The sequence below is a fragment of the Thioalkalivibrio sp. ALJ3 genome (assembly GCF_000377205.1).
In the GTDB taxonomy this organism is placed as follows: domain Bacteria; phylum Pseudomonadota; class Gammaproteobacteria; order Ectothiorhodospirales; family Ectothiorhodospiraceae; genus Thioalkalivibrio.
On sequence record NZ_KB897905.1, the window covers coordinates 595,596 to 621,463 of the forward strand.

Consider the following 25,868-nt stretch of genomic DNA (forward strand, 5'->3'; position numbering starts at 1 on the left):
AGGGACGAAGACACTATGCATCCAGCCTTCTCGGTCATTTTTCTCACCACCCTGATCGGCGCCGGACAGGGCCTGTTTCTCGGCCTGTTCGGTGCCGAAGCCCTGAGCCTGCTGGGCGTGCTGCCGCCCCCGGGTTCGGACTTCCTGGCGCTTGGCTCCGCGCTCGCGCTGGCCTTCCTGGTGCTGGGACTGGTCGCCTCGTTCTTTCACCTGGGTCGGCCGGAACGCGCCTGGCGCACCGCCACCAAGTGGCGCACCTCCTGGCTCTCGCGCGAGGTGATCGTGCTCCCGGCGTTCATGGGCCTGGTGTTTCTCTACGGCGCGGCCCATGCATTCGGGTTCAACCCGCCCCTGGGTACGCTGGCCGGAGACATACCCGTGCTGCCAACCATGGTGCTCGGTGCGATCGGGGCGTTGCTGGCCATCGTGCTGTATGTCACCACCGCAATGATCTATGCCTGCATCAAGTTCCTGCAGGAATGGCATTCGCCACTGACGGTGGTGAACTACACCGTGCTGGGCGCCGCCAACGGCTTTACCCTGGCCGCCGCCTATGCTGCCTGGGCCGGTGTCCCGCTGGTCGCCTTCATGGCGACGGTGGCGATCGTGCTGACCGTTCTGGGGCTAGGCACCCGCAGCGCGTCGCTGGTGCGCAACGCCCGCATCAAGTCGAAGTCGACCCTGCAGACCGCGATCGGGGTGAAGCACCCGAAGATCCAGCAGAAGTCCCAGGGCTTCATGGGCGGGTCGTTCAATACGCGGGAGTTCTTCCACCACATGTCGGCGGCATTTCTGCGCGGGATGAAGTGGATCTTCCTGCTAGGCGCGTTCGTGGTCCCGGCGATCCTGCTGCTGGTCGTGCTGGTCACTCGGGTCGACCCGGTCAACGTGCTGATCGCCGCGTTCGTGATTCAGTATCTGGGCATGGTCGCCGAGCGCTGGTTCTTTTTCGCCCAGGCCAACCACCCGCAGAACATCTACTACCAGTCAGTCGCCTGACCATGACCGGGGGCGGTCCGTCCGCCCCCGGTACATCATTCATTATCCGGGCACACCCGATCCGGCCCGGTCAGCCGGCAGGCCAGCCCTCGGTCGCAATCCCCTCGCCCAGGTCGACCTCGACCAGGCGGCGACGCACTTCCAGCAGCTTTTCTACAAGGGCCGGTTCGACACGCTCGTAGGCCTCCGCGTCCGGCACCCGGTTGACGACGACGCCCAACAGTTCGGTGATCGCGTTGCCGATTGAATTCTGACTAATGGTCACGATCAGACGACCCTCGTCATTGCGGTAGATCAGCTGCTTGAAGGCCGGCTGCCAGCGGATCGCATGGGCGTACTTGGCATCCGTGAAGCAGCGATCGCGTACCTTCTTCGCGGTCTTCAGGAAATCGTTGTTGAACAGCAGAACCTCCTCCACCGCATCGGGAAAATGTACGCCCTCGGGCATCGGCGCATTGCGGGTGGAGACCTGCGAAAAGAAGGTCCGGTAGAAGTCCAGAAAGCCCTGCAGGACCGCGTCGTATTCCCGCCAGAAGCGGATATCCTTCAGCGCCTCGACCCCACCCTGGATCTCCCAACTCGGGAGGCCGTGCGGGTAGCCGGTCAGCCCCAGGCGTGCCTGGTGATCCGTAGCGGGACGCAGGATTTGCAGATCCAGGGCCCGGGTAAAAAACGTCCGATAGACATCGCGCATATAGGCCTGGAACAAGCTGTGCTGGCCGCCATCGGTCAGGTTGGGGTTGCCGGGATCCGCCAGTGGCGCCTCGGTCAGCGTCGCCATGGGAAAGACGATGAAGTGATTGTGCAGCATGCGGATGCTGGGCACGCCCGGCGCGGTCAGCGGCCAAGTCGCGTCCAGGCTGGCCTCGCCCGCCAGCACCAGGGCCTCGGCCGGGTCCGGATACTGCTCCAGCATGTACTCGATGATCACCCCGTTCATCCGATTCCAGACATGCCGCACCGGCTCCGGCACCTGGGTGCGCCGCACTGGGCGCCCCATCGGGTCGAGGATGGTCTGCGAGGTGTTGTAGATGATGGAGCAGTCGAATTCGTTGCTGTGCCCCAGCGCCTTGCGGTAGAGCAGGAGGTTCTCCGGATTCACCAATAATCCGTTGTTGTGGACCAGGTCGGCGAGGTTTTCGGTGCTGTTGAAGAACTCGTTGGGCTTCATGCCTTCCGGGATATCCAGGGGGATAGGCCGAAAGGGCGTGGTGATCTCGCGGGGGCCGGCTTGCATGTCGGTCGATGACTCCTTACGGGGCGGGTGTCAGATAGGCATGGGCAGGCTTGTACCCACAACCACAACCCTTGTACTGTAACTTGCGCGGCTCGGAAGCGTCCGCCGCGACCTTAGCACAACCACCCACTCCTCATAGGAGCGAGAGTATGCGACTGATTCTGTTGGGGGCGCCCGGCGCCGGCAAGGGCACTCAGGCCCAATATATCTGCGAGAAGTACAACATCCCGCAGATCTCCACCGGAGACATGCTGCGCGCAGCCGTCAAGGCGGGCACTCCACTGGGTCTGAAGGCCAAAGAGGTCATGGATGCAGGCGGCCTCGTCTCCGACGACATCATCCTGGGCCTGGTGAAGGAACGCGTGGAGCAGCCCGACTGCTGCGACAGCGGCTTTCTGTTTGACGGCTTTCCGCGCACCATCCCGCAGGCCGAGGCGCTGAAGGAACAGAACGTGCCGCTCGACTTTGTGGTGGAGGTGGATGTCCCCGACGAAGAGGTGATCCGCCGCATGAGCGGGCGCCGCGTGCATCCTGGATCCGGCCGCACCTACCACATCGAGTTCAACCCGCCGAAGGTCGAGGGCAAGGATGACGTCACCGGCGAGGATCTGATCCAGCGCGAAGACGACAACGAAGAGACGGTGCGCAAACGCCTGGAGGCCTATCACAGCCAGACCCAGCCACTGGTCGAGTTCTACTCGAAATGGGCGGACAGCGGCGAGTCCGATGCGCCGAAGTACGTCCACATCAAGGGAACCGGATCGGTGGAAGACATCCGCGACCAGATCTTCAAGGCTCTGGGCTAAAAAAAGACCCGCCTGGCATTCCGGGCGGGTCGTCTTGATTGGGGCCGCGGCCCCGCGCCTACTGCCCCTGGCCCCGAACACGGGACCAGGGGCTTTCTTGTTACTAGCGACCGAGTACCTTGGTCACCTTGTTCTGACGCAGGCGATAGGCGTCCGGCATGCCCGAGCCCAGCAACGGGCGCAGATACATGCGGAAGGCGTCGGTGACGTCGGTGCCTGAGGCATCGATGAACTCGTCCGGCATGACCTTGGTCTTGCCGGCGACGGCCTCCAGCGGCACGTACTCGTAGTCCACCGAATAAAAGCCGGTACGCTTGATCGCGACCGAGCCGTCGCGGCCCTGCCACATCGCAAACTGCACGGCCTTCTCGCCCACCTCGCGGGCCTCGCGCTGGTCGACGTCCGAGACACAGCCAATAAAGGCACGTTGCAGATAGCCGAAGGTGTCGCCGCGCACGCGCTTGACCCCCAGCTTTTCCCGGATCTCGCCACAGAGCATGTCGGCCAGGGCGCCGGTGCCCGAGAGCTGAACATTACCGTGGGCATCCTTCTCGACATCCTTGGCGAGCTTGGTCGCAATCGGTTCTCCGTCCGCGTCGTGGATCCCCTCGCTGACCGCGATCACGCAGCGGCCGTAACGGTCCATGGTCGCCTTGACGTCCGAGAGGAAGCGGTCGACCTCGAACACCCGTTCGGGCACATAGATCAGATGTGGCCCGTCGTCCGGGAATTTCTTCCCGAGGGCGGAGGCCGCGGTCAGGAATCCGGCATGGCGGCCCATGACCACTGCCAGATAGATCCCCGGCAGGGCATAGTTGTCGAGGTTGGCGCCGACAAAGGCCTGGGCCACAAACCGCGCCGCCGAGGGAAAGCCCGGCGTATGGTCGTTCTCCACCAGGTCATTGTCGATCGTCTTCGGAATGTGCACGCAACGCATCGGATAGTTGGCCTTGCGCGCCTCCTCGCTGACGATACGCACGGTGTCGGAGGAATCGTTGCCGCCGATATAGAAGAAGTAGGTGATCCCGTGGGCCTTCAGGACCTTGAAGATCTCCTTGCAGTAATCGAGGTCCGGCTTGTCACGCGTGGAGCCCAGTGCCGAGGAGGGCGTCCGAGCGACCATCTCCAGGTTGTGGGTGGTCTCCTGGGTCAGGTCCAGGAATTCCTCGTCGATGATCCCGCGGACCCCGTGGAAGGCCCCGTACACCAGTTCGACGTCGGTAAACTTTCGGGCCTCGAGGACCGCACCCACCATGGATTGATTGATTACCGCCGTCGGGCCTCCACCCTGGGCGATCAGAACCTTGGCCATCCTTACTCCTCCTTATTGCGACTGCAGTGCGAACAAACCGGGGACCCGCCGCGAAGCGACCGGGGCTTCTCGATTTCACGAAGCCCGAAGATAGCAAATTCCACAACGCCCGTATGCAAACGTCTTCTTTATTATCAAAGGCTTATAAAGGAGGCTGACCGAGCCCGCCGGACCCCATGACGGGATGCGCAGGGCTCGGTTCGATCAGGAAGGGAAAGCGCCCGAGGGAGACGCCGAGCAAGGCCGGCGCCCCTTCCCCGGGCGATGTCAGTCGTCGCGCAGGTGCTGATTGACGAAGCGGGTGACGCGGATCATCGCGTCACGCGAGGCCAGGTCGTCGGCGAAGGTGCGGTTGTTGCCGTTACGAAAATCGAAGCCGCGGCCAACGCCCGGATACTCGATCCAGGTCACATCACCACCGCGGCTTTCCAGCCCGTCGGCGGCCATCTTGGCGGTCCGGTGGCGCTGATACTGCTCGTCCTCGCCGATCAGGATCATCATCGGGATCTCGAGCTGGTTCACCTCGTTGGCATAGCGATACACCTGATGGGGTTCGCCGAGGTTCGGGTCCTGCAGATGCGGGTAATAGCCAGCCCAGCAGGCGACATCTTCGACCTGCCGCTCGTAGGTCACCGCCACCTTCAGCGTCTTGTAACCCCCGCGCGAAAGAGACACCAGGCAGGCACGGTCCCCAACGATGTCGTCGCGCTCGAGCAGGACATCCAGACCCTTGTTCAGATCACCTTCCAGCTCGTAGTCATGATCCAGCGGATGGCTCTCCATGAAACGACCGGTGTACATGTCCGGCGCCATCACCACGAAGCCCCGCGCGGCCAGACGCTTCACATGAAACTCGGCCAGATCGCCCAGGCCTCGCCGACCGTGGGCCCAGAGGATGGCGGGGTAGGCCTTGCCATCGGCAGGACGCGCGACCATGGCCGGAATGTCCACGCCGTCGCGTTCGTACTCGAAACGCTCGACCTGCACCTCGTGGTTTTCAAGATCGGAATACAGGACACCATCCTCCCACCAGTCGTCATTCCACCACCAGTTGTCGGAACCGGTGGGTTCGTCCGCGGCGAGCGGTGCGACAATGAGGCTGGCGGCAGCCAGCAGGCTGAGCGAGCGCAGAGCAGAAAACATAAACCCCGGACCTTTTTTTGAGACCACGCGGGCTACCCGGCCGGCGCCCCTCCCTGGGCGATTTCAGTCGTCGCGCAGGTGCTGATTGACGAACTGGGTAACGCGGATCATCGCGTCACGCGAGGCCAGGTCGTCGGCGAAGGTGCGGTTGTTGCCGTTACGAAAATCGAAGCCGCGGCCAACGCCCGGATACTCGATCCAGGTCACATCACCACCGCGGCTTTCCAGCCCGTCGGCGGCCATCTTGGCGGTCCGGTGGCGCTGATACTGCTCGTCCTCGCCGATCAGGATCATCATCGGGATCTCGAGCTGGTTCACCTCGTTGGCATAGCGATACACCTGATGGGGTTCGCCGAGGTTCGGGTCCTGCAGATGCGGGTAATAGCCAGCCCAGCAGGCGACATCTTCGACCTGCCGCTCGTAGGTCACCGCCACCTTCAGCGTCTTGTAGCCCCCGCGCGTGATGGACACCAGACAGGCACGGTCACCCACGATGTCGTCGCGCTCGAGCAGGACATCCAGCCCCTTGTTGAGGTCGCCTTCCAGTTCGTAGTCGTGATCCAGCGGATGGCTCTCCATGAAACGGCCGGTGTACATGTCGGGCGCCATCACCACGAATCCCCGCGCCGCCAGACGCTTCACATGAAGCTCGGCCAGATCATCCAGGCCTCGCCGACCATGGGCCCAGAGGATGGCGGGGTAAGCCTCGCCATCGGCGGGGCGCGCCACCATTGCCGGGATGTCCACGCCGTCGCGCTCGTATTCGAACCGCTCGATCTCGACTTCGTGATTCTCGAGATCGGAATACAGGACACCATCCTCCCACCAGTCGTCATCCCACCACCAGTTGTCGGAACCGGTGGCTTCGTCCGCCGCGAGCGGCGAGACGATAAGACTGGCGGTGGCCACCAGACAGAGCGCACGAAGAGCAGAAAGCATAAATCCCGAACCCCTTTTTCTTTGAGGCCGCGAGGGCTACCCGGCCGGAGCCCCGCAGCGATGAGCTACGTCTCAGAGCTTAGAGCAAAGCGCGATGTCCTGCCTTTACTCCCCGCCCGGAAAACCAATCTGGCGCCAGGCCTCGTAGACCACCACAGCCACCGCGTTGGAGAGATTCAGGCTGCGGCTGTCGGGCTGCATGGGCAGGCGCAAGCGATGCTCGGGAGGCAGCGCTTCGAACACCGATTCGGGAAGACCGCGGGTCTCCGGGCCGAACAGCAGGGCATCGCCGGACCGGAACCCGGCCTGGTCGTAACGGGCCTGCCCGCGCGTGGTCAGGGCGAACACGCGTTGCGGCCGGGTCGATTCCCGCCACTGTTCGAGGCTGTCATACTCTTGCACCCGGGCCAGCTCGTGATAGTCGAGCCCGGCGCGGCGCGCGCGGGCGCTGTCCAGCTCGAAACCGAGCGGGTGGATCAGGTGCAACGCCGCCCCGGTGTTGGCCGCCAGACGAATAATATTGCCCGTGTTCGGCGGGATTTCCGGTTCATAAAGGACGATGTGAAGCATGAGTGATTCGCGCACCGATCCGCGGCTGGCCGTTGATTTCTGCGGGCTGCATTTGAACACGCCCCTGGTGCTGCTGTCCGGCTGTGTCGGCTTTGGCGAGGAATACACCCGGGTCGCCGGGTTCTCCAACCGCGACGCAGGTGCGATCTGTCTGAAGGGCACGACCGGCCAGGCACGCCTGGGCAACCCGCCGCACCGCGTCTACGAGACCCCGGATGGCATGCTGAACGCGATCGGGCTGCAGAATCCGGGCGTGGACAGGGTGGTGGACGAGATCCTGCCCGTGCTCGATTTTGAGGAGACGCGCTTTTTCGCCAACGTCTCCGGCTCGACCATCGAGGAGTACATCGAGGTCACCCGGCGTTTCGACGACTCGCCGATCGATGCCATCGAGATCAACATCTCCTGCCCCAACGTGAAAGAGGGCGGCGTGGCCTTCGGCAACGACCCGGAGATGTCCGCACGCGTGGTCGAGGCCTGCCGTTCGGTGACCTCCAAGCCACTGATCACCAAGCTCTCGCCCAACCAGACCGACATTGCCGAGAACGCGCGCCGCTGTATCGACGCCGGGACCGACGGCTTTGCAGTGATCAACACCCTGATGGGCATGGCGGTCGACGTCGAGAACCGCCGCGCGGTGATCGGCAACAACCAGGGCGGACTGTCCGGCCCGGCGATCAAGCCGATCGCGCTATTGAAGGTACAGCAGGTCTATCAGGTGGCCGCGCCGCACCACATCCCGATCATCGGCCAGGGCGGCGTGCTGACCGCGCGCGACGCGCTGGAATTCCTGATCGCTGGCGCCAGTACCGTGGGTGTCGGGACGGGGCTGTTCTACGACCCGCTGTGCCTGCCGAAGATCCTCGACGGCATCCGTGACTACATGGATCGCCACGGGATCGAGCAGGTCAACGAACTGACCGGAACCCTGCAGCTCAACAGCGGGATCTCCGCCTGCGCGGCACCGGCCCCGGAAGACCCCACGACCTGACCCGGCTCAAGGAAACACTGATCCATGTTTCCTTAGTCGTCGTCGATGCCCAGTTCCTGAATCTTGCGGGTCAGGGTGTTGCGGCCCCAGCCCAGCAGGGCGGCGGCCTGCTGGCGGTGGCCGCCCGTCACATTGAGCGCCTCGCGGATCACCGTGCGTTCCAGTTGCGGCAGCACCCGCCCGAGCAGGTCGCGCTCGCCTTGCTGCCAGTGCGTCCGTGCCACCTGAGCCAGGTCGCTGGTCCAGTCGCGGGGCGAGGGATGGTGCGTATCGGCCAACTCGCCGCGCACCTCCGCGGGCGGGCTCTCGTGATGCAGCTCGGCCGGCAGGTCGTCCAGATGCACCTCCCGACCCGAGGCCATGACCGTAAGCCAGCGGCAGGTGTTTTCCAGCTGGCGAACGTTCCCCGGCCAGGGCAGACGTTGCAGCTCGCGCACCACCTCCGGACGCATGGTTTTCGCCTCGACCCCCAGCTCGCGCGCCACCTCGGCCATGAAATGCTGCACCAGCAGCGCGATGTCCTCGGGGCGCTCGCGCAACGAGGGCACATGGATGCGGATCACGTTCAGGCGATGGAATAGGTCTTCGCGGAACAGGCCGGCGCGAACGCGCTCCTCGAGGTCCTGATGGGTCGCGGCGATGATGCGCACGTCCACGCGGATCGGGGTGTGCCCACCGACGCGATAGAAGGTGCCGTCCGCCAGCACCCGCAACAGACGCGTCTGCAGATCGAACGGCATGTCGCCGATCTCATCGAGGAACAGCGTGCCGCCATCAGCCTGCTCGAAGCGGCCCTTGCGGCTCTGACTGGCACCGGTAAAGGCGCCACGCTCATGGCCAAACAACTCGCTTTCCAGCAGATCTTTCGGGATCGCGGCGGTGTTCAATGCGATCAATGGCTGGTCGGCGCGCGGGCTGTGCTGGTGCAGGGCTCGCGCAACCAGTTCCTTGCCGGTACCGGATTCGCCATTAATCAAGACGGTGATGTTGCTGCGCGACAGACGCCCGATCGCGCGGAACATCTCCTGCATCGCCGGCGCCTCGCCGATGATGGGTGTGTCCTCGATCCGGGCACCTCCCTCGGCGTTTTGCTGTGCGGTCGCCCGCGCCTCCAGCGCCCGCTGAACCAGGGCCACGGCATCGTCGATGTCGAAGGGCTTGGGCAGGTACTCGAAGGCCCCCGTCTGGTAGGCCCCGACCGCGCTCTCGAGATCCGAAAAGGCCGTCATGATGATCACCGGCGGCGGATCCGGACGGGTCTGCATGCGCGCCAGAAAATCGAGGCCGTTAAGTCCCGGCATACGGATGTCGGCCACCACGGTATCCGGGGCCTCGTCCGTCTCGAGAGCGGCCCAGGCCGCGTCGGCCGTTTCGAACCCGCGCACCTGTATACCGGCACGCTGCAGGGCACGATCCAGCACCCACCGGATCGAGTCGTCGTCGTCAATGATCCAGACGATGGGGTCCATCAGGCAGCGGCCTCCTGGGTCTTTTCGGATTCGATGGGCAGCAGGATGTCGAACGAAGTGCCGCCCGGTCGGGAGTGACATTCAATGAGTCCGTTGTGCAACTGGATCAGGCTCTGCGCGATGGGCAGACCGAGCCCGGTGCCGGCGGCGCGCCCGGTCACCATCGGGAAGAAGATGCGCTCGCGGATCTCCTCCGGGATGCCGGGGCCGTTGTCCCGCACACTCAGGCGCGCCACCAGTCGGTGGCGGTGGCCGGAAATGGTGTACTGGCGCAATACGCGCGAGACCAGAGTGATCTCGCCACCCTCGTTCAGCGCCTGCACCGCGTTTTGCACCAGATTCAGGATGGCCTGCACCAGCATGTCGCGATCGGCGCGCACATCGGGGATGCTCGGGTCGTAGTCGCCGCGGATCTTCAGGCCCAACGGCAACTGCACGCTGACGAGGCCGCGCACATGCTCGAGTACTTCGTGCAGATTGACGGCCTCGAAACGGGGCAGGTTGTGAGGCCCGAGCATGCGATCGACCAGACCACGCAGCCGGTCCGCTTCGCGGATGATGATGCCGGTGTATTCCTTCAACCCGTCATCGTCCACCTCGCTGGCCAACAACTGTGCCGCGCCACGCAAACCACCCAGCGGGTTCTTGATTTCGTGCGCCAGCCCCCGGGTTACCGCACGCGTGATCGCCTGCTGCTTCTGTAGCTGCTCTTCCCGGCTGATGCGCTCATGGCGATCAATGGCATTCAACTCGAACAGAAGCTGTGGTCCCGAGCCGTCGTCGCCACGCAGCGGCGTGATGGTGATGTCCGCCAGAAAGGGCTCGGCGCGCAAGGGCTCCATCTGTCGTGCCCTCAGGGTGATCGGCTGATCGAGCGAAAGCACCGACCGCAGCCGGCTGGACAGGCTGCGGTCGAGCCGGAGCCACTGTCCCAGCCCGTGGCCGACAATGCGCTCGCGGCTGAGGCCCAGCAGGACCTCGGCCGCACTGTTCAGACTCACCAGGCGCAACTCGTCATCCGTCACCAGCACGGCGGTGGACAGGTCGTCCCACCAGGGCCAGGGAGCTGGAGCGGACTTGGCAACGGGATTGTTCATCAACGGACCTCAAGCAGGAATCGCGCCAAGCGGGGGTACCTCGCGGGTTGGATTGCCTGCGGGCGGGAAAGCGGTTATAGCGGATTCCATTAGGGCACCCAGCGAGGCCTGCCCCATTATAGTGCTTTATATGCACTATAATGGGGCGTTCGCTGCACGCCAATGGTGCGATCGGTGTCAGTTCGGCGGAGTCTGCGGGGCTTGCGGCTGCGGAGCCCGCGGGGCCTGCGGGGCACGAGGGGCCTGTGGCGCCCCGCCTTGGGGAAACTGCTGCGGACGCTGTTGCTGCTGCTGTTCGCGCGGAATGGCCATACGCAGCACGTTGAACTGAATGGGTTCGCTGCTGGCAAGCTCCTGCCCGGCGTCGTCCTCCACCCGGGCCTGCAGGCTGTACTCGCCGCGATCGAGACCCTCGAACGTGATATTGGAGCCACGGCTATCCCCAGCCTCTTCGCCGTTCAACAACCAGACCACACGGTGGCCGGCGTCGGCGTCCAGTGCCGGGTTCAGCTCGATCTCGGCAGTAACATTGCCATCGTTGGCTCGCACGCCGGAACCATCCTCCGGCTGCGTGATGGCGATGCGCTCGTAGCCTGGCGGCGCGTCCTCCTCCTGCTGCTGAGGTCGAACCGGGCGCTGCAGGATCTCGCGGGCGCCCTCCAGTGGCACACCGCGCATGGGTTCGCGCACATCGACCGACTCGCTGGCGCGGCCCTCGGGAGGACGGTCGCCAAAGTGCACATTGCCCTGGTCATCGGTCCAGCGGTAGATCTCGGCCTGGGTCAGCGCCGGGAGGCACAACGCGATTAGAAACAGCACCCAGACCTTGTTCATCGCCGATCTCCTTGGGCCGGTATCCTTGATCAGCCCCCTCTAGGGAGCACCGATCTGTCAGCCTGGGAAACACTGATCAGTGTTTCCCTAGGCGGCGCGCACCCACAATCCCTGCACGCGGGCCGCGTGCCCCTGCAGCGCAACGAGCCGTTGCCGCTCGGACTCGCCCGCCGCACCCGATTCGCGCCGGGCGATCCAGTCCTCCAGCGCCGCCAGGCGCAGCAACGTCGGTGCCGCGCCGCGCTCGATCGCGGCCAGCGGGCGCCTGGCATGGTAGCCCGCCAGCAACGCACGGTAGGCATCGCCACGGATCTCGCCCGCCTCGTCCACCGCGAGCGCCAGCGCGATGCGGGCGAGCTGCCAGAAAGCGGGCACCGGCGCCGGTGGCATCACCAGATCCGCGGGCCCCGCCCCATCCGGATAGACCCGCACCGAGTGCCAATAGCTCCCGGCCAGCGGCAGATCCTCGAAACGATAGAGGCTCTGGTGGCGGAGTTCGGCATCCAGCGTCTCCCGCTCGTCGGCCGACAGCGTCTGGCCCAGCGAATCGGCGCGTTCACGCAGCAGCTGTTGCAGCACCCCGCGGCGGTAGCCCGTGGCGTCCGGCATCGCACTCGCCGGATGCCGCGCCTGCCAGTTGGCGGCCTGCTGTCCCAGGGCATCGAGGCTTCCGGGGCCCTCGGCGGACAGCGGCTCGCGTAACGCCTGGCCCCGATCCAGCAACAAGGTTCGCATCCCATCGGCATCGGCCATGGCCAGCGGGCTGATGCCTGCGTCGTCAAGCGCAGCCTCGATACCGGAGGCGGCATCCGCCGACAAACGCAGACACTGAACGGGCTGCCCCGCCAGCAAGGCCTCGCCCTCGCGAAACTCGATGCTTACCCCGCAGGCCTCGGCACAGGCCTGGCAGTCGTTTTCGTTCATTACCATTGGAAGATCACCCAGGACGGCGGTACGAAATCGGGTTCCAGCTCGCGCTGTCGGCGATCGAGCAGGCCGTCGCCGGTGCTGTCGATCAGGTAGTAGGAGGGACCGGCCGCGGGGATCACCTCAACCATCACAAGCTGCCCGCCCATGCGGTACTCGCGCCGGGTCTCCCCATCGCGTTCGATGATCACGATGTCGGCCTCTTCCAGGCCGCGCTGCTCGCGCGCGCGTTCGTCGAGCACGGGCGGCGCGGGGTCGGCCTCGGCCTCGTCCGGCATCTCGGGCGGCGGCGGGGCATCGTCCCACTCGCGCTCCTGCTGGGCAATGGCCAAAGCCGGCGCGAGAAAAAGACCGGCCAGGATGGCGGCGGAATAATGGGGGTGCTTGGCGGCCATGCTCACAGCTCCATCATGCGTTTCTTTTCTTCCGCGGAAGGCTCGAAGCTGCGCGCCTCGTAATGCTCGAAGATCACGTCCACGACGTCTTCCGGGGCATCCACCAACGAGTATAGCTTCAGGTCCTCGGCATCGATTGTGCCTTCGGACACAAGAGTGTCGTCGAACCAGTGCAGAAGCCCCTTCCAGAACTCGGAGCCGACCAGCACGATCGGGATGCGCCGGGTCTTGCCGGTCTGCACCAGCGTCAGGATCTCCGCCAGTTCGTCCAGCGTGCCAAAGCCGCCAGGGAGCACCACGTACGCAGAGGCGTACTTCACGAACATCACTTTGCGCGAGAAGAAGTGACGAAACCCGAGGCCGATGTCCTGATAGGGGTTGGCGCTCTGCTCGTGAGGGAGCTGGATATTCAGGCCGATGCTTGGCGACCGGCCGGCGTAGGCACCCTTGTTGGCCGCCTCCATGATGCCCGGGCCGCCGCCGCTGACCACCGCGAAGCCGGCATCCGACAACTGGCGGGCAACCTCTTCGGCCAGCTGGTAATGCGGATGCCCCGGCGGAAAGCGCGCGGAGCCAAAGATGCTCACGGATGGTTTGATATGCGCCAGGCGCTCGAAACCCTCCACGAACTCCGCCATGATCTGGAAGATCTTCCAGCTCTCGCGGGTCAGGGCGGAATCGTCAATGGGGCGCAGGCCGGGGTGTTCGGCGCGTTCGCGGTCGTTCATGCGGCGGGTTCCTCGTGTCGAAGGCCAAGCGTAACGGCCGCCCCGGGTCCGTACAAATGGTCGTGGCCTGAGACGGGGCTGTAGAATGGCGCGCACCTTCCGTACGGATGCCGCATTGATGCCACAACCACCCCTTGTCCTGGTCGACGGCTCGTCATATCTGTTCCGGGCCTTCCATGCCCTACCGCCGCTGACCGCGCCGGATGGCGCCCCGACCGGGGCGATGATCGGTGTGGCGAACATGCTGCGCAAGCTGCGCGCGGACTACGGCCCGGAACACATGGCGGTGGTGTTCGACGCCAAGGGCAAGACCTTCCGCGACGACATTTACCCGGAATACAAGGCCACCCGCCCGCCCATGCCGGAGGAGCTCGCGGCCCAAATTGAACCGCTGCATGAACTGGTGCAGGCCATGGGGCTGCCGCTGCTGTGCGTCGAGGGGGTGGAGGCCGACGACGTGATCGCGACCCTGGCCGACCAGTCGGCCCGCGCCGGGCACGACGTGGTGATCTCGACCGGCGACAAGGATCTCGCCCAGCTGGTGAATGACCGCATCACGCTGGTCAACACCATGAGCGGGGTCACACTGGACCGTGAGGGCGTGCAGGAGAAGTTCGGCGTGGCCCCGGAGCAGATCGTCGACTACCTCGCTCTGATGGGCGACAGCGTCGACAACATCCCGGGCGTGGACAAGGTAGGCCCCAAGACCGCGGCCAAGTGGATCGCGACGTACGGCGACCTCGACACCATCCTGGAACAGGCCGGCGATATCGGCGGCAAGATTGGCGAGAACCTGCGCGCCGCGGCCGACCGCCTGCCCACCTCGCGGGAGCTGATCACGGTCAAGCGCGATGTCGAGCTGGACGTCGGCCCCGACGATCTCAACATCCGCGAGCCGGATCACGGGCGCCTGCTGGAGATGGTGCGCCGCTACGGCTTCACCCGCTGGCGCGCGGAGCTGGAGGGTGGCGAAGCCGAGGCCGGCGACAGCGCCGACAACGGGGGCAATCCGGGCCCGTCCCAGGCGAAGGGCGACTACCGCACGTTGCGCGAGGAGACCGAACTGGCCGAGCTGCTGGAACGCCTGGACAAGGCCGACCGGGTCGCCTTCGACACCGAGACCACGAGCCTGGATGCCATGCGCGCCGAGATCGTCGGCATGTCCTTCGCCTTCGAGCCGGGCACCGCGTACTACCTGCCGCTGGCCCACACCGGGCCGGATGCCAAGCCGCAGCTGCCACGCGAGAAGACGCTCGAGCGCCTGAAGCCGTGGCTGGAGTCGGAGCGCCACGGCAAGCTGGGCCACCACCTGAAGTACGACCGCAACGTGCTGGGCAATCACGGCATCACCCTGCGCGGCATCGTTGACGACACCCTGCTCGAGTCGTTCTGTCTGGATGCCGGAGCCAACCGCCACGACCTGGACTCCCTGGCCGAGCGTCACCTGGACTACCAGACCACGCACTACGAGGACGTGGCCGGCAAGGGGGCCAAGCAGATCCCGTTCGCCGAGGTGGATATCGGCATCGCCACCGATTACGCCGGCGAGGATGCCGACATCTGTCTGCAGCTGGATGCGGTGTTCCAGCCGCGCCTGCAGGCGGCCGAAGGCCCAGCATTTGTCTATCGCGAGATCGAGATGCCACTGGTCCCGGTGCTGGCGGATATCGAACGCGTGGGCGTAAAGGTGGACCCGGACCTGCTCGGCGAGCAGAGCCAGGAGCTGCTGGCCGAGATGGAGCGCATCGAGCGCGAGGCCTTCGAGGAGGCCGGCGGCGAGTTCAATCTCGGCTCGCCCAAGCAGATCCAGGAGATCCTGTTCGAGCGCCTGGGCCTGCCGGTGCTGCGGCGCACGCCCAAGGGCCAGCCCTCCACCGCCGAAGACGTGCTGGAGCAAATGGCGGACGACTACCCCCTGCCGCGCCTGATCCTCGAGCACCGCGGCCTGTCCAAGCTGCGCAGCACCTACACCGAGACCCTGCCCCGGCGCATCCACCCGGAGACCGGGCGGGTGCACACCTCCTACCACCAGGCGGGGGCGGCCACCGGGCGGCTGTCATCCTCGGAGCCGAACCTGCAGAACATCCCGGTGCGCACCGAGGCCGGCCGGCGCATCCGCCGCGCGTTCATCGCCGAAACGGGCCACCAGCTGCTGGCGGCGGATTATTCGCAGATCGAGCTACGTATCATGGCCCACCTGTCGCAGGATGCCGGCCTGCTGAAGGCCTTTGCCGAGGGCCAGGACATCCACCGCGCGACCGCCGCCGAGGTCTTCGGGCTGGACTCGGAACAGGTCTCCGGCGATCAGCGTCGCGCGGCCAAGGCGATCAACTTTGGCCTGATCTACGGCATGTCCGCCTGGGGCCTGGCGCGCAACCTCGGCATCGAGCAGGGCGAGGCGCGCGAGTACATCGAGCGCTACTTCAAGCGCTATCCCGGCGTGCACGACTATATGGAACGGGCGCGCGCCTCCGGGCGCGAGAACGGCTACGTCGAGACCCTGTTCGGCCGCCGCCTGTACCTGCCGGAGATCAACAGCCGCAACGGGGCGCGACGCCAGCAGTCCGAGCGCGTGGCCATCAATGCCCCGATGCAGGGCACCGCCGCCGACATCATCAAACGCGCGATGGTGGGGGTCGCGAACGACCTCGCAGGGGCGAAGATCGATGCCCGCATGATCATGCAGGTCCACGACGAACTGGTGTTCGAGGTGGCCGATACGTCGGTGGACGACCTGACCACGCTGGTGCGCAAGGCCATGAGCGGGGCCGCCGATCTCGAAGTGGAGCTGGTCGTGGACGTCGGTGTCGGCGCCAACTGGGACGACGCCCACTAGGGAAACACCGACTAATGTTCACCCACCGTTTCAACCGGATTGCCGCCTGGCTGGTGGCCCTGCTGCTGCTCGCGACGGCCTGGGTTCTGGCCGACCGTTACCTGGATGATGGCGGCTCGGTGGGTCTGCCGGTGGTCCAGCCGGAGGCCTGCGATCTGAATGCCGGGTCATGCACAGCCGAGTTAGCCGAGGGAGGCACGATCACGCTCGCCATCAGTCCGCGGCCTGTACCCATGCTGAGCGAGCTCCAGTTGCAACTGGTGCTGGATCAGCAGGCGCAGGAGGTCCTGGGGACGCACGATACGCTGGAACTCGATCTGGCGGGCGTGGAGATGTTCATGGGCTACCAGCGCCCGACACTGGAGCACACCGGCGAAGGCCGGTACCACGGCACGACCACCCTGCCGATCTGCGTGACTGAATCCATGACCTGGGCCGCCACGGTCATGCCCGCTGGCGCCCCGGACGAGGCCTTTGCACAATTCCGTTTTGTCACGGCGCGCGATCACTGATGAGTCCGTTATGAACCGTATACCCGTCAGCAGTCTGTTCTGGGCCTTCGCGGTGGTCGCCGCCGGAGCCCTGCTCGTGTACGTCACCCTGGAGCCGGGCGAGCCGCCGGCGCGCGATTTCGCGGGTCACGCACAACTGCCCGTTGCCGACGACGTACGGGGCGGACCCATCGAGCTGCCAGTGGCGACCCACGCGGAGCGCTTCGACCTGGACGACTACGCGGGCCAGTACGTCTGGCTGTATTTCGGCTATACCAGCTGCCCGGACGCCTGCCCGACCAGCCTGGGCTGGATTGGCGGGGCGCTGAACCGCCTGCCGGACGACATGCAGGGCCAGGTGAACGGCGTGTTGATCAGCGTCGACCCGGAACGTGATACCGAAGACCGTATGGCGGATTACGTGGGCCATTTTCATGCCGACATGCACGCGGCGACCGGGCCCGAGGACGACTTGCGGCCGGTGGCCGAGCGTTATGGCGTCTACTTCGAGCGCCATGCAACCGATTCCGCCATGGGCGATGTCATCGACCACAGCTCGTCCACCTACTTGATCGGGCCCGATGGCGAACTGCTGGAAATCCACCCTCACGGGACCAGCGCCGCCGAACTGGTCGAGTCCCTGCTGGGGCACGCGCAGTCCGGGGAAGACGCTGATTAAGGGGTGATTTCTTGTTGCCTGGCGCACGCGCTCAGGAGTGTGAAGCCAGTCACGGTCATTTAGGCGAACCGGTGGAACTCCAGCCGACAAACGCTTTCATATTCTACAAGCGCTCTAGCCCAGCGCGAGCCCGCTTCTCTCCCTGAGCGGGCAGGCCTCGCTCCCCCCTGTCGAGGCCGAATCTTGCCCCGGTCCCACCCCAAGGCCGGGGCATTTTTTTGTCTGGGGTTCATGGTTCGCGTCCGAAGGCGGGCCGCGGTCAGTCTGCAGCCGGTTGGAGCCACTCAGTCAGCAGACCGCGCAAATCGTCGACCCCCTGATTCTTCAATGAAGAAAAGGTCTGCAAGGTCGCTTCTACCCCCAACCCTTCCAGCTCGCGCTGGGTCGCGTGCAACTGTTTGTCGGCCGCCTGCCGCGAGAGCTTGTCAGCCTTGGTCAGCAGGCAATGCAACCGACAGCGGTCCAACGGCACCCATTCCAGCAGCTGACGGTCAAGATCGGTCAGGGGACGACGGATGTCCATGATCAGTACCAGCCCTGCCAGGCACTCGCGCGACTGCAGGTAATCCCCCAGCAGCCGATCCCAGCGCTGGCGCTGACCTGCGGACACCTTCGCGTAGCCATAGCCGGGCAGATCCACCAGTCGCCAGTCGTCCCCCGGAGGAAGTGCGAACAGATTGATCTCCTGGGTACGCCCCGGCGTGCGACCCACCCGAGCCAGGGCCTTGCGACCGCACAGGGCATTCAGGGCGCTGGACTTGCCGGCATTCGAACGCCCGGCGAAGGCGATCTCGATGCCGTCATCCTCCGGGAGCTGTTCGACCTGGGCCACGCCACGCAAAAAGCGGGCTTCACGGAATTGGGGTTCGGACACGAGAGAGCGTTCCTTGGCCGAGTGCGGTGCTCGGGATATTTTTGAGCGCAATTTAGCATTGTGCTATAAACTGCGCCGCTTATGTTGATCGCCCTGCCAAGGGGCACAAGGAACGCGGGTCCGACCCGGCACGCATATACATGCAGGAGAATTTTCGACCATGAACCACAAGCTTTCCGCTCTCTTTGCTGCCCTGTCCGTCTCCCTGCTGCTCCCGCTGTCGGCAGCCCAGGCAGGCGATCCCCAGCGCGGCCAGGGAATCTCCCAATCCTGCGCGGCCTGCCACGGGGCGGACGGCAATTCGACCAATCCGGAGTGGCCGAAGCTCGCGGGGCAGCACCCGAAGTACATCGTCAAGCAGCTGCGCGACTTCAAGGAGGGCGAGACCCGCTCCGACTCCCTGATGGCGGGCGAAGTCGCGGACCTGGACGAGCAGGACATGCGTGACCTGGCCGCCTTCTACGCCGAACAGTCCGGCACCACCGAGACCGCCGACGAGGACGTCGTCGAGCGTGGCGAGCGTATCTACCGGGGCGGCATCCCGTCGAAGGACGTCGCGGCCTGTATCGCGTGCCACGGCCCGAACGGGCAGGGCAACCCGGAGGCCATGTTCCCGAAAGTCGCGGGGCAGCACGCCACCTACAGCGCGAACCAGCTGCGCAAGTTCCGTGACGGCGAGCGCACCAACGACGCCGGCCGCATGATGCGCAACGTGGTTCAACGCATGTCCGACGAAGACATCGAAGCCGTGTCGCAATACATGGCCGGGCTGTCGTCCGACTGAGCGTGCAGGAGCGGCCGTGCAGTGCAGGCGGCGAACCTCCCAGGGAAGGGGCGGCCATGGCCGCCCCTTTTTTGCTGTCCAGGGCGGACAAAACCCGCCACCGCCGGGAATGGCGAACGGGTTGTGCACGTCACACAGATCGGACCACAGAGGTCGGCCGCTTCTCATAACAGGGTTTGCGCGAAACTTCCGTGCAGTTTGTCTAGGAAATTGAACCCAGACAGGGGTGCTTCGCATAGTCGCGAAGGCTAAAGCAGGTTACAAAATGTCGAATAACGAACAGGTGGCAGGTTCTTCCCCAGCAGCCACCGCCCGCAGCAAATCCGCCCGCGCTCCGCGACGCAGCCGCATCCTGGTCGAGTTCATGGGGTCAATGAATCTGGCGATCACCTTGCTGGTGGCGCTGGCCATTGCCTCCGTAATCGGCACCGTGCTCGTCCAGAACCAGCCTTATACCGATTATCTGATCGACTATGGCCCGTTCTGGCACGAGATCTTCGCCGGCATGGGGCTTTACCAGGTCTATTCCGCCACCTGGTTCCTGCTGATCGTCACCTTCCTGGTGGTTTCCACCTCGTTCTGCGTCTATCGCCAGAGCCCGGGGATCCTGAAGGACCTGCGACGCTACAACCTGCAGGTGAAAGAGAAATCCCTGCGTTCGTTCCACTCCAGCGCAACCGGCGAACTGGATCAGTCGCAGGACGAGTTCCTGGATCATGCCCGGCGCGTACTGAAGGCTCAGGGCTTCAAGGCACGCGAGAAGAAATCCGAAGGGCAGACGGTGATCGCGGCCATGAAGGGCCGCTGGAATCGCCTCGGCTACCTGCTGACCCACGTCGGCATCGTGGTGATCTGTGTGGGCGCGCTCGCGGACGGGCAGACCCTGCTCAAGGTAAACGAGTGGCTGGGCAATATCGAGATCGAGACCCGTGGCATCCCGGTGTCCGAGGTGCCGAAGTCAGCCTGGGTGCCCGTATCCAATCCCTCGTTCCGCGGGATGGTCGAGATCCCGGAGGGCTCCTCCGCGGATGTGGTGTTCCTGCCGATGCGCGAGGGCTATTTCGTCCAGCAACTGCCGTTTCGCATCGAACTGGAGGAGTTTCGCATCGAGCGTTTCTCCACCGGGGCGGAAAGCTCCTACGAGTCGGACCTGATCATTCATGACCCGAACCGCGATGAGCCCCTGCGCCACACAATCTCGGTCAACCACCCGCTAATCTACAACGGCTACGCGATTTATCAGGCCAGCTTTGCCGACGGCGGGACCAAACTGGACATCGAGGCCATCCCGCTGGGGGCGGAAGCGCTGCGTTCGCTGGAGGTTCCGGGCCGGGTATTCCAGGAGCAGGAGATCCCGACGCCGCAGGGTGACACGCGGACCATCGAGTTCATCGACTTCCGTGACGAAAACGTCGTCCCACTGTTGAACGAGGAAGGGCAGCGAGAAAACCGACACCTCGGTCCCGCATTTGACTTCCGCCTGATGGACCGCACCGGCCACGGGCTGTACTACCGCAACTACATGCGCCCTGCGTTGCAGGAAGGCGCGATGTACTTCCTCAGCGGCGTGCGCGAGAGCCCGGGCGACGAGTTCCACTACCTGTTCCTGCCAGCAGACGCCGATGACTCGCTGGACCGCTTCCGCACCTACCTGGCGATGCTGCACAACGCCGAGGTGCGCAATGCCATCGCGCGCGAAGTCGCGGCCGATGACCCCTCCGGTGCCGCGATCGCCCAGACCACGGCGGAACTCATGCGCCTGTTTGCCGAAGGCGGCTACGGGGCCGTGCACGCCGAGCTTGACCGACGCGTACCGGAAGAACAGCGCGAGCAGGTCGGACAGCTCCTCATGCGGGTGCTGCATGCCGGGTTGCAGGCCCTGTACATGGAGGTCCTCGAGGATGAGGGTGTCGTCTCGATCCAGGAAGAGGAACAGCGCTGGCTGGAAGACGCCGTCTCGGCGATTAACGCGATCAGCCTTTATGAATCACCGTTCTTCTTCCAACTCACGGACTTCGAGCACCGCGAGGCTTCGGGTCTGCAGATCGCACGTGCGCCGGGACAGAGCACCGTGTACACCGGCAGCGTGATGCTGATCATCGGGATCTTCCTGATGTTCTACGTGTCCTATCAGCGTCTGTGGATTATCGCCCGACGCCGCGAGGACGGCGACGGAACGCAGGTGACCATGGCCGGCACCAGTAACCGGCACAAGGTAGAATTCGAGAAACGTTTCGCGCATCTTAAGCGCTGGATCATCGATCAAAAGCCGGCCAACGGGTCCGACGATGATCACCGTGAATCAACCAATAAGAACGACTAACCGGTAGCAGTCGGAGGAGCGATCCATGTCAGTACCCCACGAGGCCCTGGATTTTGAACGGCCCAGCATCTTCCGGCGCATCCGGCCGCTCGACTGGGCATACTTTGCGCTGGTGCTCGCCGTTGCCGTAATCGCGCACTGGCAATATGGCCACCTGATGGATCGTTATGACACCGGCGGGCTGATCCTGGCCGCCGGCATGAGCGCCTGGCTGGGCTGGTTCTGGCGGCCCTGGCAGCTCTTTTCCATCATCGTCGCCGCGCTCTCGCTGTTCGGCGTCTGGCTGTACGGTGACGACCTGGCCCGCGGCAGTACGAATTTCTGGCTGAACTACGTGGGCTCCGGTCAGGCGGGCGTGATGTGGATGAGCGTGATGCTCTACATGGCCACTGCGACCTACATCCTGGGCCTGTTCAGCAAATCCGACTTCCCGTCTCGCCTCGGGGCCGCGTTCGCCTGGATTGGGTCGGGCGCCGGCCTGATGGCGCTGATGGTCCGCTGGCGCGAGATCTATCTGACCGATCCGACCTGGGGCTACATCCCGGTGTCCAACCTCTACGAGGTGTTCATCCTGCTCGCGGTGATGACCACGCTGATGTACCTGTACTACGAGCAGCGCACGGGCCAGCGCACCATGGGCGCGTTCGTGATGCTGGTGATCGCGGCCTCGGTGACCTTCCTGCTGTGGTACATGTGGGATCGCCAGGCGCACGAAATCGAACCGCTGGTGCCTGCCCTGAACTCCTGGTGGATGAAGATCCACGTGCCGACGAACTTTGTCGGCTACGGCGGATTTGCCATCGCGGCCATGCTGGGCGTGGCCTACCTGCTGAAACACCGCTTCGAGCGCACCCGACCGGATGCCGCGATCACCCACCGGCTGCCCAGCAAGGAGGCACTGGACGGCGTGATGTACAAGGCCATCGCGATCGGTTTCGCCTTCTTCACCATCGCGACCGTATTGGGTGCGATGTGGGCGGCCGAGGCCTGGGGCGGCTACTGGACCTGGGATCCGAAGGAGACCTGGAGCCTGATCCTGTGGCTGACCTACGCCTCCTGGCTGCACATGCGATTCACCAAGGGCTGGCGCGGACCGGTCATGGCCTGGTGGGCCATCATCGGCCTGTTCGTGACCACGTTCACCTTCCTCGGCGTGAACATGTTCCTGTCCGGCCTGCATTCCTACGGAGAGCTGTAAATGAGGCGTCGTGATTTCCTGAGTGCGATGGGTGGAGCCGGGCTGCTGCTGGCCACCGGCACCAGCCTGGCGGCCGAGTATCGGGACGGCCAGAACTTCCGTACGATTCAGCCGCCTGTGCCAACCGGCCTGGACGATGGCAAGATTCAGGTCGTCGAGGTGTTCTGGTACGGCTGCCCGCACTGCTACTCATTCGAGCCCTATGTCCAGGAATGGCAGAAGGGGCTGGACGACGATGTCGAGTTCGTTTATCTGCCCGCGCCGATGAACGATGTCTGGGCCCTCCATGCGCGCGTGTTCTACACCGCGCAAAAGCTGGATGTCCTGGACGAAGTCCACCAGGCCTTTTATGACGCCATCCATGACCAGGGGCGCGAGATGCGGTCGGAAAGCGCGATTTTGCGTTTTATCAGCCAGCGCGGCCTGGACGCCGACGAGTTCCGCGACGTCATGCGCTCGGAAGAGATTCGCCGCAAGGTCACCGAGGCCGGTCAGGATGTACAGGAGTACGGGGTCGAAGGCGTGCCCACGCTGGTCATCGATGGCGAGGCCATCGTGTCGGCCAGCATGACACGCAGTCACCAGGAGATGCTCGACGTCGCCGATTTCCTGATCGAACGGGCACGGGGCTGATCCCGGCCGTGCCCCAATCTCCTGTCGGCCGGGTGACGTAACGCGTGAGCACGACCGTCACCACGGCCCAGCGGCTGGTCGAATGTCTGGAACAGGAACAGGTCGAGCGTGTATTCGGCCTGCCCGGCGAAGAGAACATGGCCGTTCTCGACGCGCTGGCCGATTCCCCGATCGAGTTCATCACCACGCGCCATGAGCAGGGCGCGGCCTTTATGGCCGACGTGCACGGCCGTCTGTCCGGACATGCCGGCGTCTGCCTGGCAACCCTCGGCCCGGGTGCGACCAACCTGATCACCGGCGTCGCCGATGCCAACATGGACCACGCACCGCTCGTCGCGATCGCGGGCCAGGCCAGTACCCACCGTCTGCACAAGGAGTCGCACCAGGTCCTTGACCTGAAGGGCCTGTTCCAGCCGATCACCAAATACAGCTCCAGCGTGGTCGAACCCGAGATCCTGCCAGAGGTCGTGCGCAAGGCATTCAAGTGGGCCGAGGGCGGCAAACCCGGAGCCAGCTTTATCGAACTGCCGGAGAATGTCGCGGCGCTGCCGTGTCCCAACCCCCCTCTCCCGGCCCATGCCGGCCCCGAGGCCGTACCCGCCGAGGCCTCGCTGGAAGCGGCCGCTCGGCTGCTCAATTCGGCGCAGCATCCGCTCATCCTCGCCGGCAACGGCGTGATCCGCTCGGGCGCCAGCGGCGCGCTGTCGCAGCTCGCCTCCGCGTTGAACATCCCGGTGGCCAACACCTTCATGGCCAAGGGCGTACTGCCCTTCCGCCACCCGCTGGCCCTGGGCTCGGTCGGACTGCAAAGCCAGGATTTCGTGAACTTCGGCTTTCACAAGGCCGACGTGATCGTCTGCATCGGATATGACCTGGTGGAGTATCCGCCGAAGCTCTGGCATCCCACCGGGGACCGCACGCTGATCCACATCGACTCCGCTCCGGCCGAGGTTGATGGCCACTACAATGTGTCCGCCGAAGTGATCGGCGACCTCAACACCTGCCTCGCACGCCTGATGGATCTGGTCGACCCACGCGAGGAGACCATCCTGCGCCCGCTGCGTCAGAGCTTGATCGACGACATGAACGAGCACTGCGAGGACACCCAGTTCCCGCTGAAGCCGCAAAAGCTGATCTGGGACCTGCGCACGGCAGCGGAGCTGGATGCGGTGGTGATTACCGACGTCGGTGCGCACAAACTCTGGATGGCGCGCATGTTCCGCTGCGAACTTCCCAACACCTGCCTGATCTCGAACGGCTTCGCCAGCATGGGCATCGCCCTGCCGGGGGCCATCGCGGCGGCACAACTCTACCCCGAACGCCAGGTGATCGCGGTCACGGGCGATGCCGGCTTCCTGATGAACGTGCAGGAACTGGAAACGGCCGTGCGGCTGGGTCAAAACTTCGTCGTACTGATCTGGAACGACAACGCCTACGGCCTGATCGAGTGGAAGCAGGTGCGCGAATACGGTCGCAAGGCCTTCGTCGACTTCGGAAACCCGGACTTTGTCCAGCTGGCACGCTCGTTCGGAGCCAGCGGCGTGCGCATCGGCCCTGACGACAGCCTCGAGGCCGCCCTGCGCGAAGCATTGGCGGCGCCCGGCGTCACAATCATTGACTGCCCGGTCGACTACAGTGAAAACCTGAAACTGACGGAACGTTTGGGCGAACTGGTCTGTCCATTCTAGTGCCGCCCCCCATGGGTCGCGGTCGTCGCACAGGGATTACACCAACCGATATGGGCAACGCCTCTGGAGCCAACGCCGAAGTCGAGCCGGCTGTTCCGGCGCCGGCTTCGCCGGGCCTCACCTATCAGCACGAGCAGGGTGCGCAGCGCCTGCGCTTGTTGAGCTTCAATGCGCAGGTGGGTATACCGTCCTCGCGCCTGCACCACTATGTGACCAATAGCTGGAAGCATGTCCTGCCCTACAAGGGCCGGCTGGGCAATCTCGACCGCGTTGCCCGCTTTATCTCGGACTTCGACATCGTGGGCGTGCAGGAGCTGGATGGTGGCAGTTTGCGGTCGAATTTCGTCGATCTTGCGTCGTACCTTTCCGAACGTGCCCGATTTCCGCACACCTACAATCGCATCAATCGCGACCTTGGGCAGTTCGCCAAGCACTCACTGGCGCTTTTTTCACGGCTGGAACCACAACGCGTGGAGATGCACCGGCTGCCGGGCCCGCTGCCCGGGCGTGGCGCCATCGAGGCACGCTACCCAATGGGCGATGGCCAGGAGCTCGTCCTGTTTCTTCTGCACCTGGCGCTGGGTCGCCGAGCCAGACGGGCACAGCTCGACTATGTCGCCGAACGCATCCGCTCCGAACGGCACGCAATCGTGATGGGGGACCTGAATTGCCAGCAGGACAGCCTGGAGATTCGTCACCTGGTCGCTCGCACCGGGCTGATGGAACCGATGAGCTGCCCGGCGACCTACCCCTCCTGGGATCCGCGTCTGGTCTTCGACCATATCCTGCTGACACCTGACCTCCATGTCAGCGACATGCGCGTGTACAACGTCGCGCTGTCGGACCACCTTCCGGTTGGCATCGAGATCGAGCTGCCACAAAGCCAGGCACTGCGAAGCGCCTGACGGCGGCCGT

Annotated in this window: 24 protein-coding genes; 12 read left to right on the forward strand and 12 right to left on the reverse strand. The window is 64.7% G+C overall.

Features of this window, described 5'->3' with window-relative positions; genetic code table 11:
• The first annotated feature begins 15 nt into the window (after window positions 1-15).
• A complete protein-coding gene (locus C935_RS0102870) occupies window positions 16-999 on the forward strand; it encodes a DmsC/YnfH family molybdoenzyme membrane anchor subunit (protein ID WP_018861005.1) in 984 nt (327 codons plus the stop codon).
• 70 nt (window positions 1,000-1,069) lie between these two features.
• On the opposite strand, the gene C935_RS0102875 is transcribed toward C935_RS0102870, so the two are convergent.
• On the reverse strand, window positions 1,070-2,236 hold the full coding sequence (locus C935_RS0102875) for a hypothetical protein (RefSeq protein ID WP_018861006.1): 1,167 nt from the start codon (window positions 2,234-2,236) through the stop codon (window positions 1,070-1,072).
• A 149-nt stretch (window positions 2,237-2,385) separates the two neighbouring features.
• Between C935_RS0102875 and adk the strand changes: the two genes are divergently transcribed.
• The gene (gene adk, locus C935_RS0102880) at window positions 2,386-3,042 is read left to right on the forward strand and encodes an adenylate kinase (RefSeq protein WP_018861007.1); all 657 of its coding nucleotides are present in this window, start codon (window positions 2,386-2,388) and stop codon (window positions 3,040-3,042) included.
• 103 nt (window positions 3,043-3,145) lie between these two features.
• On the opposite strand, the gene C935_RS0102885 is transcribed toward adk, so the two are convergent.
• The 4 genes from C935_RS0102885 to C935_RS0102900 form a co-directional block, all read right to left on the reverse strand.
• Window positions 3,146-4,354 (reverse strand): 6-phosphofructokinase, encoded by a 1,209-nt coding sequence (locus C935_RS0102885; protein WP_018861008.1) that lies wholly within the window; start codon window positions 4,352-4,354, stop codon window positions 3,146-3,148.
• Between the two features lie 267 nt (window positions 4,355-4,621).
• On the reverse strand, window positions 4,622-5,497 hold the full coding sequence (locus C935_RS0102890; protein WP_018861009.1) for a dienelactone hydrolase family protein: 876 nt from the start codon (window positions 5,495-5,497) through the stop codon (window positions 4,622-4,624).
• 63 nt (window positions 5,498-5,560) lie between these two features.
• Window positions 5,561-6,436: a dienelactone hydrolase family protein gene (locus C935_RS0102895; RefSeq protein WP_026278607.1), complete on the reverse strand. Its 876-nt coding sequence runs from the start codon at window positions 6,434-6,436 to the stop codon at window positions 5,561-5,563.
• A gap of 105 nt (window positions 6,437-6,541) precedes the next feature.
• The gene (locus C935_RS0102900) at window positions 6,542-7,006 is read right to left on the reverse strand and encodes a tRNA (cytidine(34)-2'-O)-methyltransferase (RefSeq protein WP_018861011.1); all 465 of its coding nucleotides are present in this window, start codon (window positions 7,004-7,006) and stop codon (window positions 6,542-6,544) included.
• Between C935_RS0102900 and C935_RS0102905 the strand changes: the two genes are divergently transcribed.
• Entirely contained in the window at window positions 7,005-7,997 is a 993-nt protein-coding gene (locus C935_RS0102905) for a dihydroorotate dehydrogenase (protein WP_018861012.1), read from the forward strand. The two genes, C935_RS0102900 and C935_RS0102905, sit on opposite strands and share 2 nt — an antisense overlap.
• Before the next feature lie 32 nt (window positions 7,998-8,029).
• Here the strand turns inward: C935_RS0102905 and ntrC are convergent, their stop codons facing one another.
• The 6 genes from ntrC to C935_RS0102935 all read right to left on the reverse strand — a co-directional run bounded on the left by ntrC (window position 8,030) and on the right by C935_RS0102935 (window position 13,447).
• On the reverse strand, window positions 8,030-9,466 hold the full coding sequence (ntrC, locus tag C935_RS0102910; RefSeq protein WP_018861013.1) for a nitrogen regulation protein NR(I): 1,437 nt from the start codon (window positions 9,464-9,466) through the stop codon (window positions 8,030-8,032).
• On the reverse strand, window positions 9,466-10,563 hold the full coding sequence (glnL, locus tag C935_RS0102915; protein WP_018861014.1) for a nitrogen regulation protein NR(II): 1,098 nt from the start codon (window positions 10,561-10,563) through the stop codon (window positions 9,466-9,468). The genes ntrC and glnL overlap by 1 nt, the downstream gene beginning before the upstream one ends.
• Before the next feature lie 177 nt (window positions 10,564-10,740).
• Entirely contained in the window at window positions 10,741-11,397 is a 657-nt protein-coding gene (locus tag C935_RS0102920; RefSeq protein WP_018861015.1) for a DUF4124 domain-containing protein, read from the reverse strand.
• Between the two features lie 87 nt (window positions 11,398-11,484).
• Window positions 11,485-12,321: a hypothetical protein gene (locus C935_RS0102925; RefSeq protein WP_018861016.1), complete on the reverse strand. Its 837-nt coding sequence runs from the start codon at window positions 12,319-12,321 to the stop codon at window positions 11,485-11,487.
• Window positions 12,321-12,719, reverse strand: coding sequence for a DUF2782 domain-containing protein (locus tag C935_RS0102930; RefSeq protein ID WP_026278608.1), 399 nt, complete (start codon window positions 12,717-12,719; stop codon window positions 12,321-12,323). Before C935_RS0102930 ends, C935_RS0102925 begins: the two co-directional genes overlap by 1 nt.
• Window positions 12,720-12,721: 2 nt before the next feature.
• Complete coding sequence (locus C935_RS0102935) at window positions 12,722-13,447, reverse strand: TIGR00730 family Rossman fold protein (protein ID WP_018861019.1); 726 nt, start codon at window positions 13,445-13,447, stop codon at window positions 12,722-12,724.
• A 118-nt stretch (window positions 13,448-13,565) separates the two neighbouring features.
• Between C935_RS0102935 and polA the strand changes: the two genes are divergently transcribed.
• The 3 genes from polA to C935_RS0102950 are packed head-to-tail and all read left to right on the forward strand — an operon-like array spanning window position 13,566 to window position 17,453.
• The gene (gene polA / locus C935_RS0102940; RefSeq protein ID WP_026278609.1) at window positions 13,566-16,283 is read left to right on the forward strand and encodes a DNA polymerase I; all 2,718 of its coding nucleotides are present in this window, start codon (window positions 13,566-13,568) and stop codon (window positions 16,281-16,283) included.
• A 14-nt stretch (window positions 16,284-16,297) separates the two neighbouring features.
• Entirely contained in the window at window positions 16,298-16,795 is a 498-nt protein-coding gene (locus C935_RS0102945; protein WP_018861021.1) for a hypothetical protein, read from the forward strand.
• A 10-nt stretch (window positions 16,796-16,805) separates the two neighbouring features.
• The gene (locus C935_RS0102950) at window positions 16,806-17,453 is read left to right on the forward strand and encodes an SCO family protein (protein ID WP_018861022.1); all 648 of its coding nucleotides are present in this window, start codon (window positions 16,806-16,808) and stop codon (window positions 17,451-17,453) included.
• 259 nt (window positions 17,454-17,712) lie between these two features.
• On the opposite strand, the gene yihA is transcribed toward C935_RS0102950, so the two are convergent.
• Window positions 17,713-18,327: a ribosome biogenesis GTP-binding protein YihA/YsxC gene (gene yihA, locus C935_RS0102955; protein ID WP_018861023.1), complete on the reverse strand. Its 615-nt coding sequence runs from the start codon at window positions 18,325-18,327 to the stop codon at window positions 17,713-17,715.
• Between the two features lie 160 nt (window positions 18,328-18,487).
• Here yihA and C935_RS0102960 point away from each other — a divergent pair, with 160 nt between their 5' ends.
• From C935_RS0102960 to C935_RS0102985, 6 genes are all read left to right on the forward strand, one after another.
• The gene (locus C935_RS0102960; RefSeq protein WP_018861024.1) at window positions 18,488-19,111 is read left to right on the forward strand and encodes a cytochrome c; all 624 of its coding nucleotides are present in this window, start codon (window positions 18,488-18,490) and stop codon (window positions 19,109-19,111) included.
• A gap of 265 nt (window positions 19,112-19,376) precedes the next feature.
• On the forward strand, window positions 19,377-21,434 hold the full coding sequence (locus C935_RS0102965) for a cytochrome c biogenesis protein ResB (RefSeq protein ID WP_026278610.1): 2,058 nt from the start codon (window positions 19,377-19,379) through the stop codon (window positions 21,432-21,434).
• 25 nt (window positions 21,435-21,459) lie between these two features.
• Window positions 21,460-22,632 carry a c-type cytochrome biogenesis protein CcsB gene (gene ccsB / locus C935_RS0102970; protein WP_018861026.1) on the forward strand — a complete coding sequence of 391 codons (1,173 nt, stop codon included), beginning with the start codon at window positions 21,460-21,462 and terminating at the stop codon, window positions 22,630-22,632.
• Window positions 22,633-23,265, forward strand: coding sequence for a thiol:disulfide interchange protein DsbA/DsbL (locus C935_RS0102975; protein ID WP_018861027.1), 633 nt, complete (start codon window positions 22,633-22,635; stop codon window positions 23,263-23,265).
• A gap of 44 nt (window positions 23,266-23,309) precedes the next feature.
• Window positions 23,310-24,953, forward strand: a complete 1,644-nt coding sequence (locus C935_RS0102980; protein WP_018861028.1) for an acetolactate synthase large subunit — start codon at window positions 23,310-23,312, stop codon at window positions 24,951-24,953.
• A gap of 50 nt (window positions 24,954-25,003) precedes the next feature.
• A complete protein-coding gene (locus tag C935_RS0102985; protein WP_018861029.1) occupies window positions 25,004-25,858 on the forward strand; it encodes an endonuclease/exonuclease/phosphatase family protein in 855 nt (284 codons plus the stop codon).
• Window positions 25,859-25,868 lie beyond the last annotated feature (10 nt).

Excerpts from the sequence above, each read along its gene's own strand:
- C935_RS0102870 (WP_018861005.1), top strand. The coding sequence starts at position 16 with ATGCATCCAGCCTTCTCGGTCATTTTTCTCACCACCCTGATCGGCGCC.
- C935_RS0102875 (WP_018861006.1), bottom strand. The coding sequence starts at position 2,236 with ATGCAAGCCGGCCCCCGCGAGATCACCACGCCCTTTCGGCCTATCCCC.
- adk (WP_018861007.1), top strand. The coding sequence starts at position 2,386 with ATGCGACTGATTCTGTTGGGGGCGCCCGGCGCCGGCAAGGGCACTCAG.
- C935_RS0102885 (WP_018861008.1), bottom strand. The coding sequence starts at position 4,354 with ATGGCCAAGGTTCTGATCGCCCAGGGTGGAGGCCCGACGGCGGTAATC.
- C935_RS0102890 (WP_018861009.1), bottom strand. The coding sequence starts at position 5,497 with ATGTTTTCTGCTCTGCGCTCGCTCAGCCTGCTGGCTGCCGCCAGCCTC.
- C935_RS0102895 (WP_026278607.1), bottom strand. The coding sequence starts at position 6,436 with ATGCTTTCTGCTCTTCGTGCGCTCTGTCTGGTGGCCACCGCCAGTCTT.
- C935_RS0102905 (WP_018861012.1), top strand. The coding sequence starts at position 7,005 with ATGAGTGATTCGCGCACCGATCCGCGGCTGGCCGTTGATTTCTGCGGG.
- C935_RS0102900 (WP_018861011.1), bottom strand. The coding sequence starts at position 7,006 with ATGCTTCACATCGTCCTTTATGAACCGGAAATCCCGCCGAACACGGGC.
- ntrC (WP_018861013.1), bottom strand. The coding sequence starts at position 9,466 with ATGGACCCCATCGTCTGGATCATTGACGACGACGACTCGATCCGGTGG.
- glnL (WP_018861014.1), bottom strand. The coding sequence starts at position 10,563 with ATGAACAATCCCGTTGCCAAGTCCGCTCCAGCTCCCTGGCCCTGGTGG.
- C935_RS0102920 (WP_018861015.1), bottom strand. The coding sequence starts at position 11,397 with ATGAACAAGGTCTGGGTGCTGTTTCTAATCGCGTTGTGCCTCCCGGCG.
- C935_RS0102925 (WP_018861016.1), bottom strand. The coding sequence starts at position 12,321 with ATGAACGAAAACGACTGCCAGGCCTGTGCCGAGGCCTGCGGGGTAAGC.
- C935_RS0102930 (WP_026278608.1), bottom strand. The coding sequence starts at position 12,719 with ATGGCCGCCAAGCACCCCCATTATTCCGCCGCCATCCTGGCCGGTCTT.
- C935_RS0102935 (WP_018861019.1), bottom strand. The coding sequence starts at position 13,447 with ATGAACGACCGCGAACGCGCCGAACACCCCGGCCTGCGCCCCATTGAC.
- polA (WP_026278609.1), top strand. The coding sequence starts at position 13,566 with ATGCCACAACCACCCCTTGTCCTGGTCGACGGCTCGTCATATCTGTTC.
- C935_RS0102945 (WP_018861021.1), top strand. The coding sequence starts at position 16,298 with ATGTTCACCCACCGTTTCAACCGGATTGCCGCCTGGCTGGTGGCCCTG.
- C935_RS0102950 (WP_018861022.1), top strand. The coding sequence starts at position 16,806 with ATGAACCGTATACCCGTCAGCAGTCTGTTCTGGGCCTTCGCGGTGGTC.
- C935_RS0102960 (WP_018861024.1), top strand. The coding sequence starts at position 18,488 with ATGAACCACAAGCTTTCCGCTCTCTTTGCTGCCCTGTCCGTCTCCCTG.
- C935_RS0102965 (WP_026278610.1), top strand. The coding sequence starts at position 19,377 with ATGTCGAATAACGAACAGGTGGCAGGTTCTTCCCCAGCAGCCACCGCC.
- ccsB (WP_018861026.1), top strand. The coding sequence starts at position 21,460 with ATGTCAGTACCCCACGAGGCCCTGGATTTTGAACGGCCCAGCATCTTC.
- C935_RS0102975 (WP_018861027.1), top strand. The coding sequence starts at position 22,633 with ATGAGGCGTCGTGATTTCCTGAGTGCGATGGGTGGAGCCGGGCTGCTG.
- C935_RS0102985 (WP_018861029.1), top strand. The coding sequence starts at position 25,004 with ATGGGCAACGCCTCTGGAGCCAACGCCGAAGTCGAGCCGGCTGTTCCG.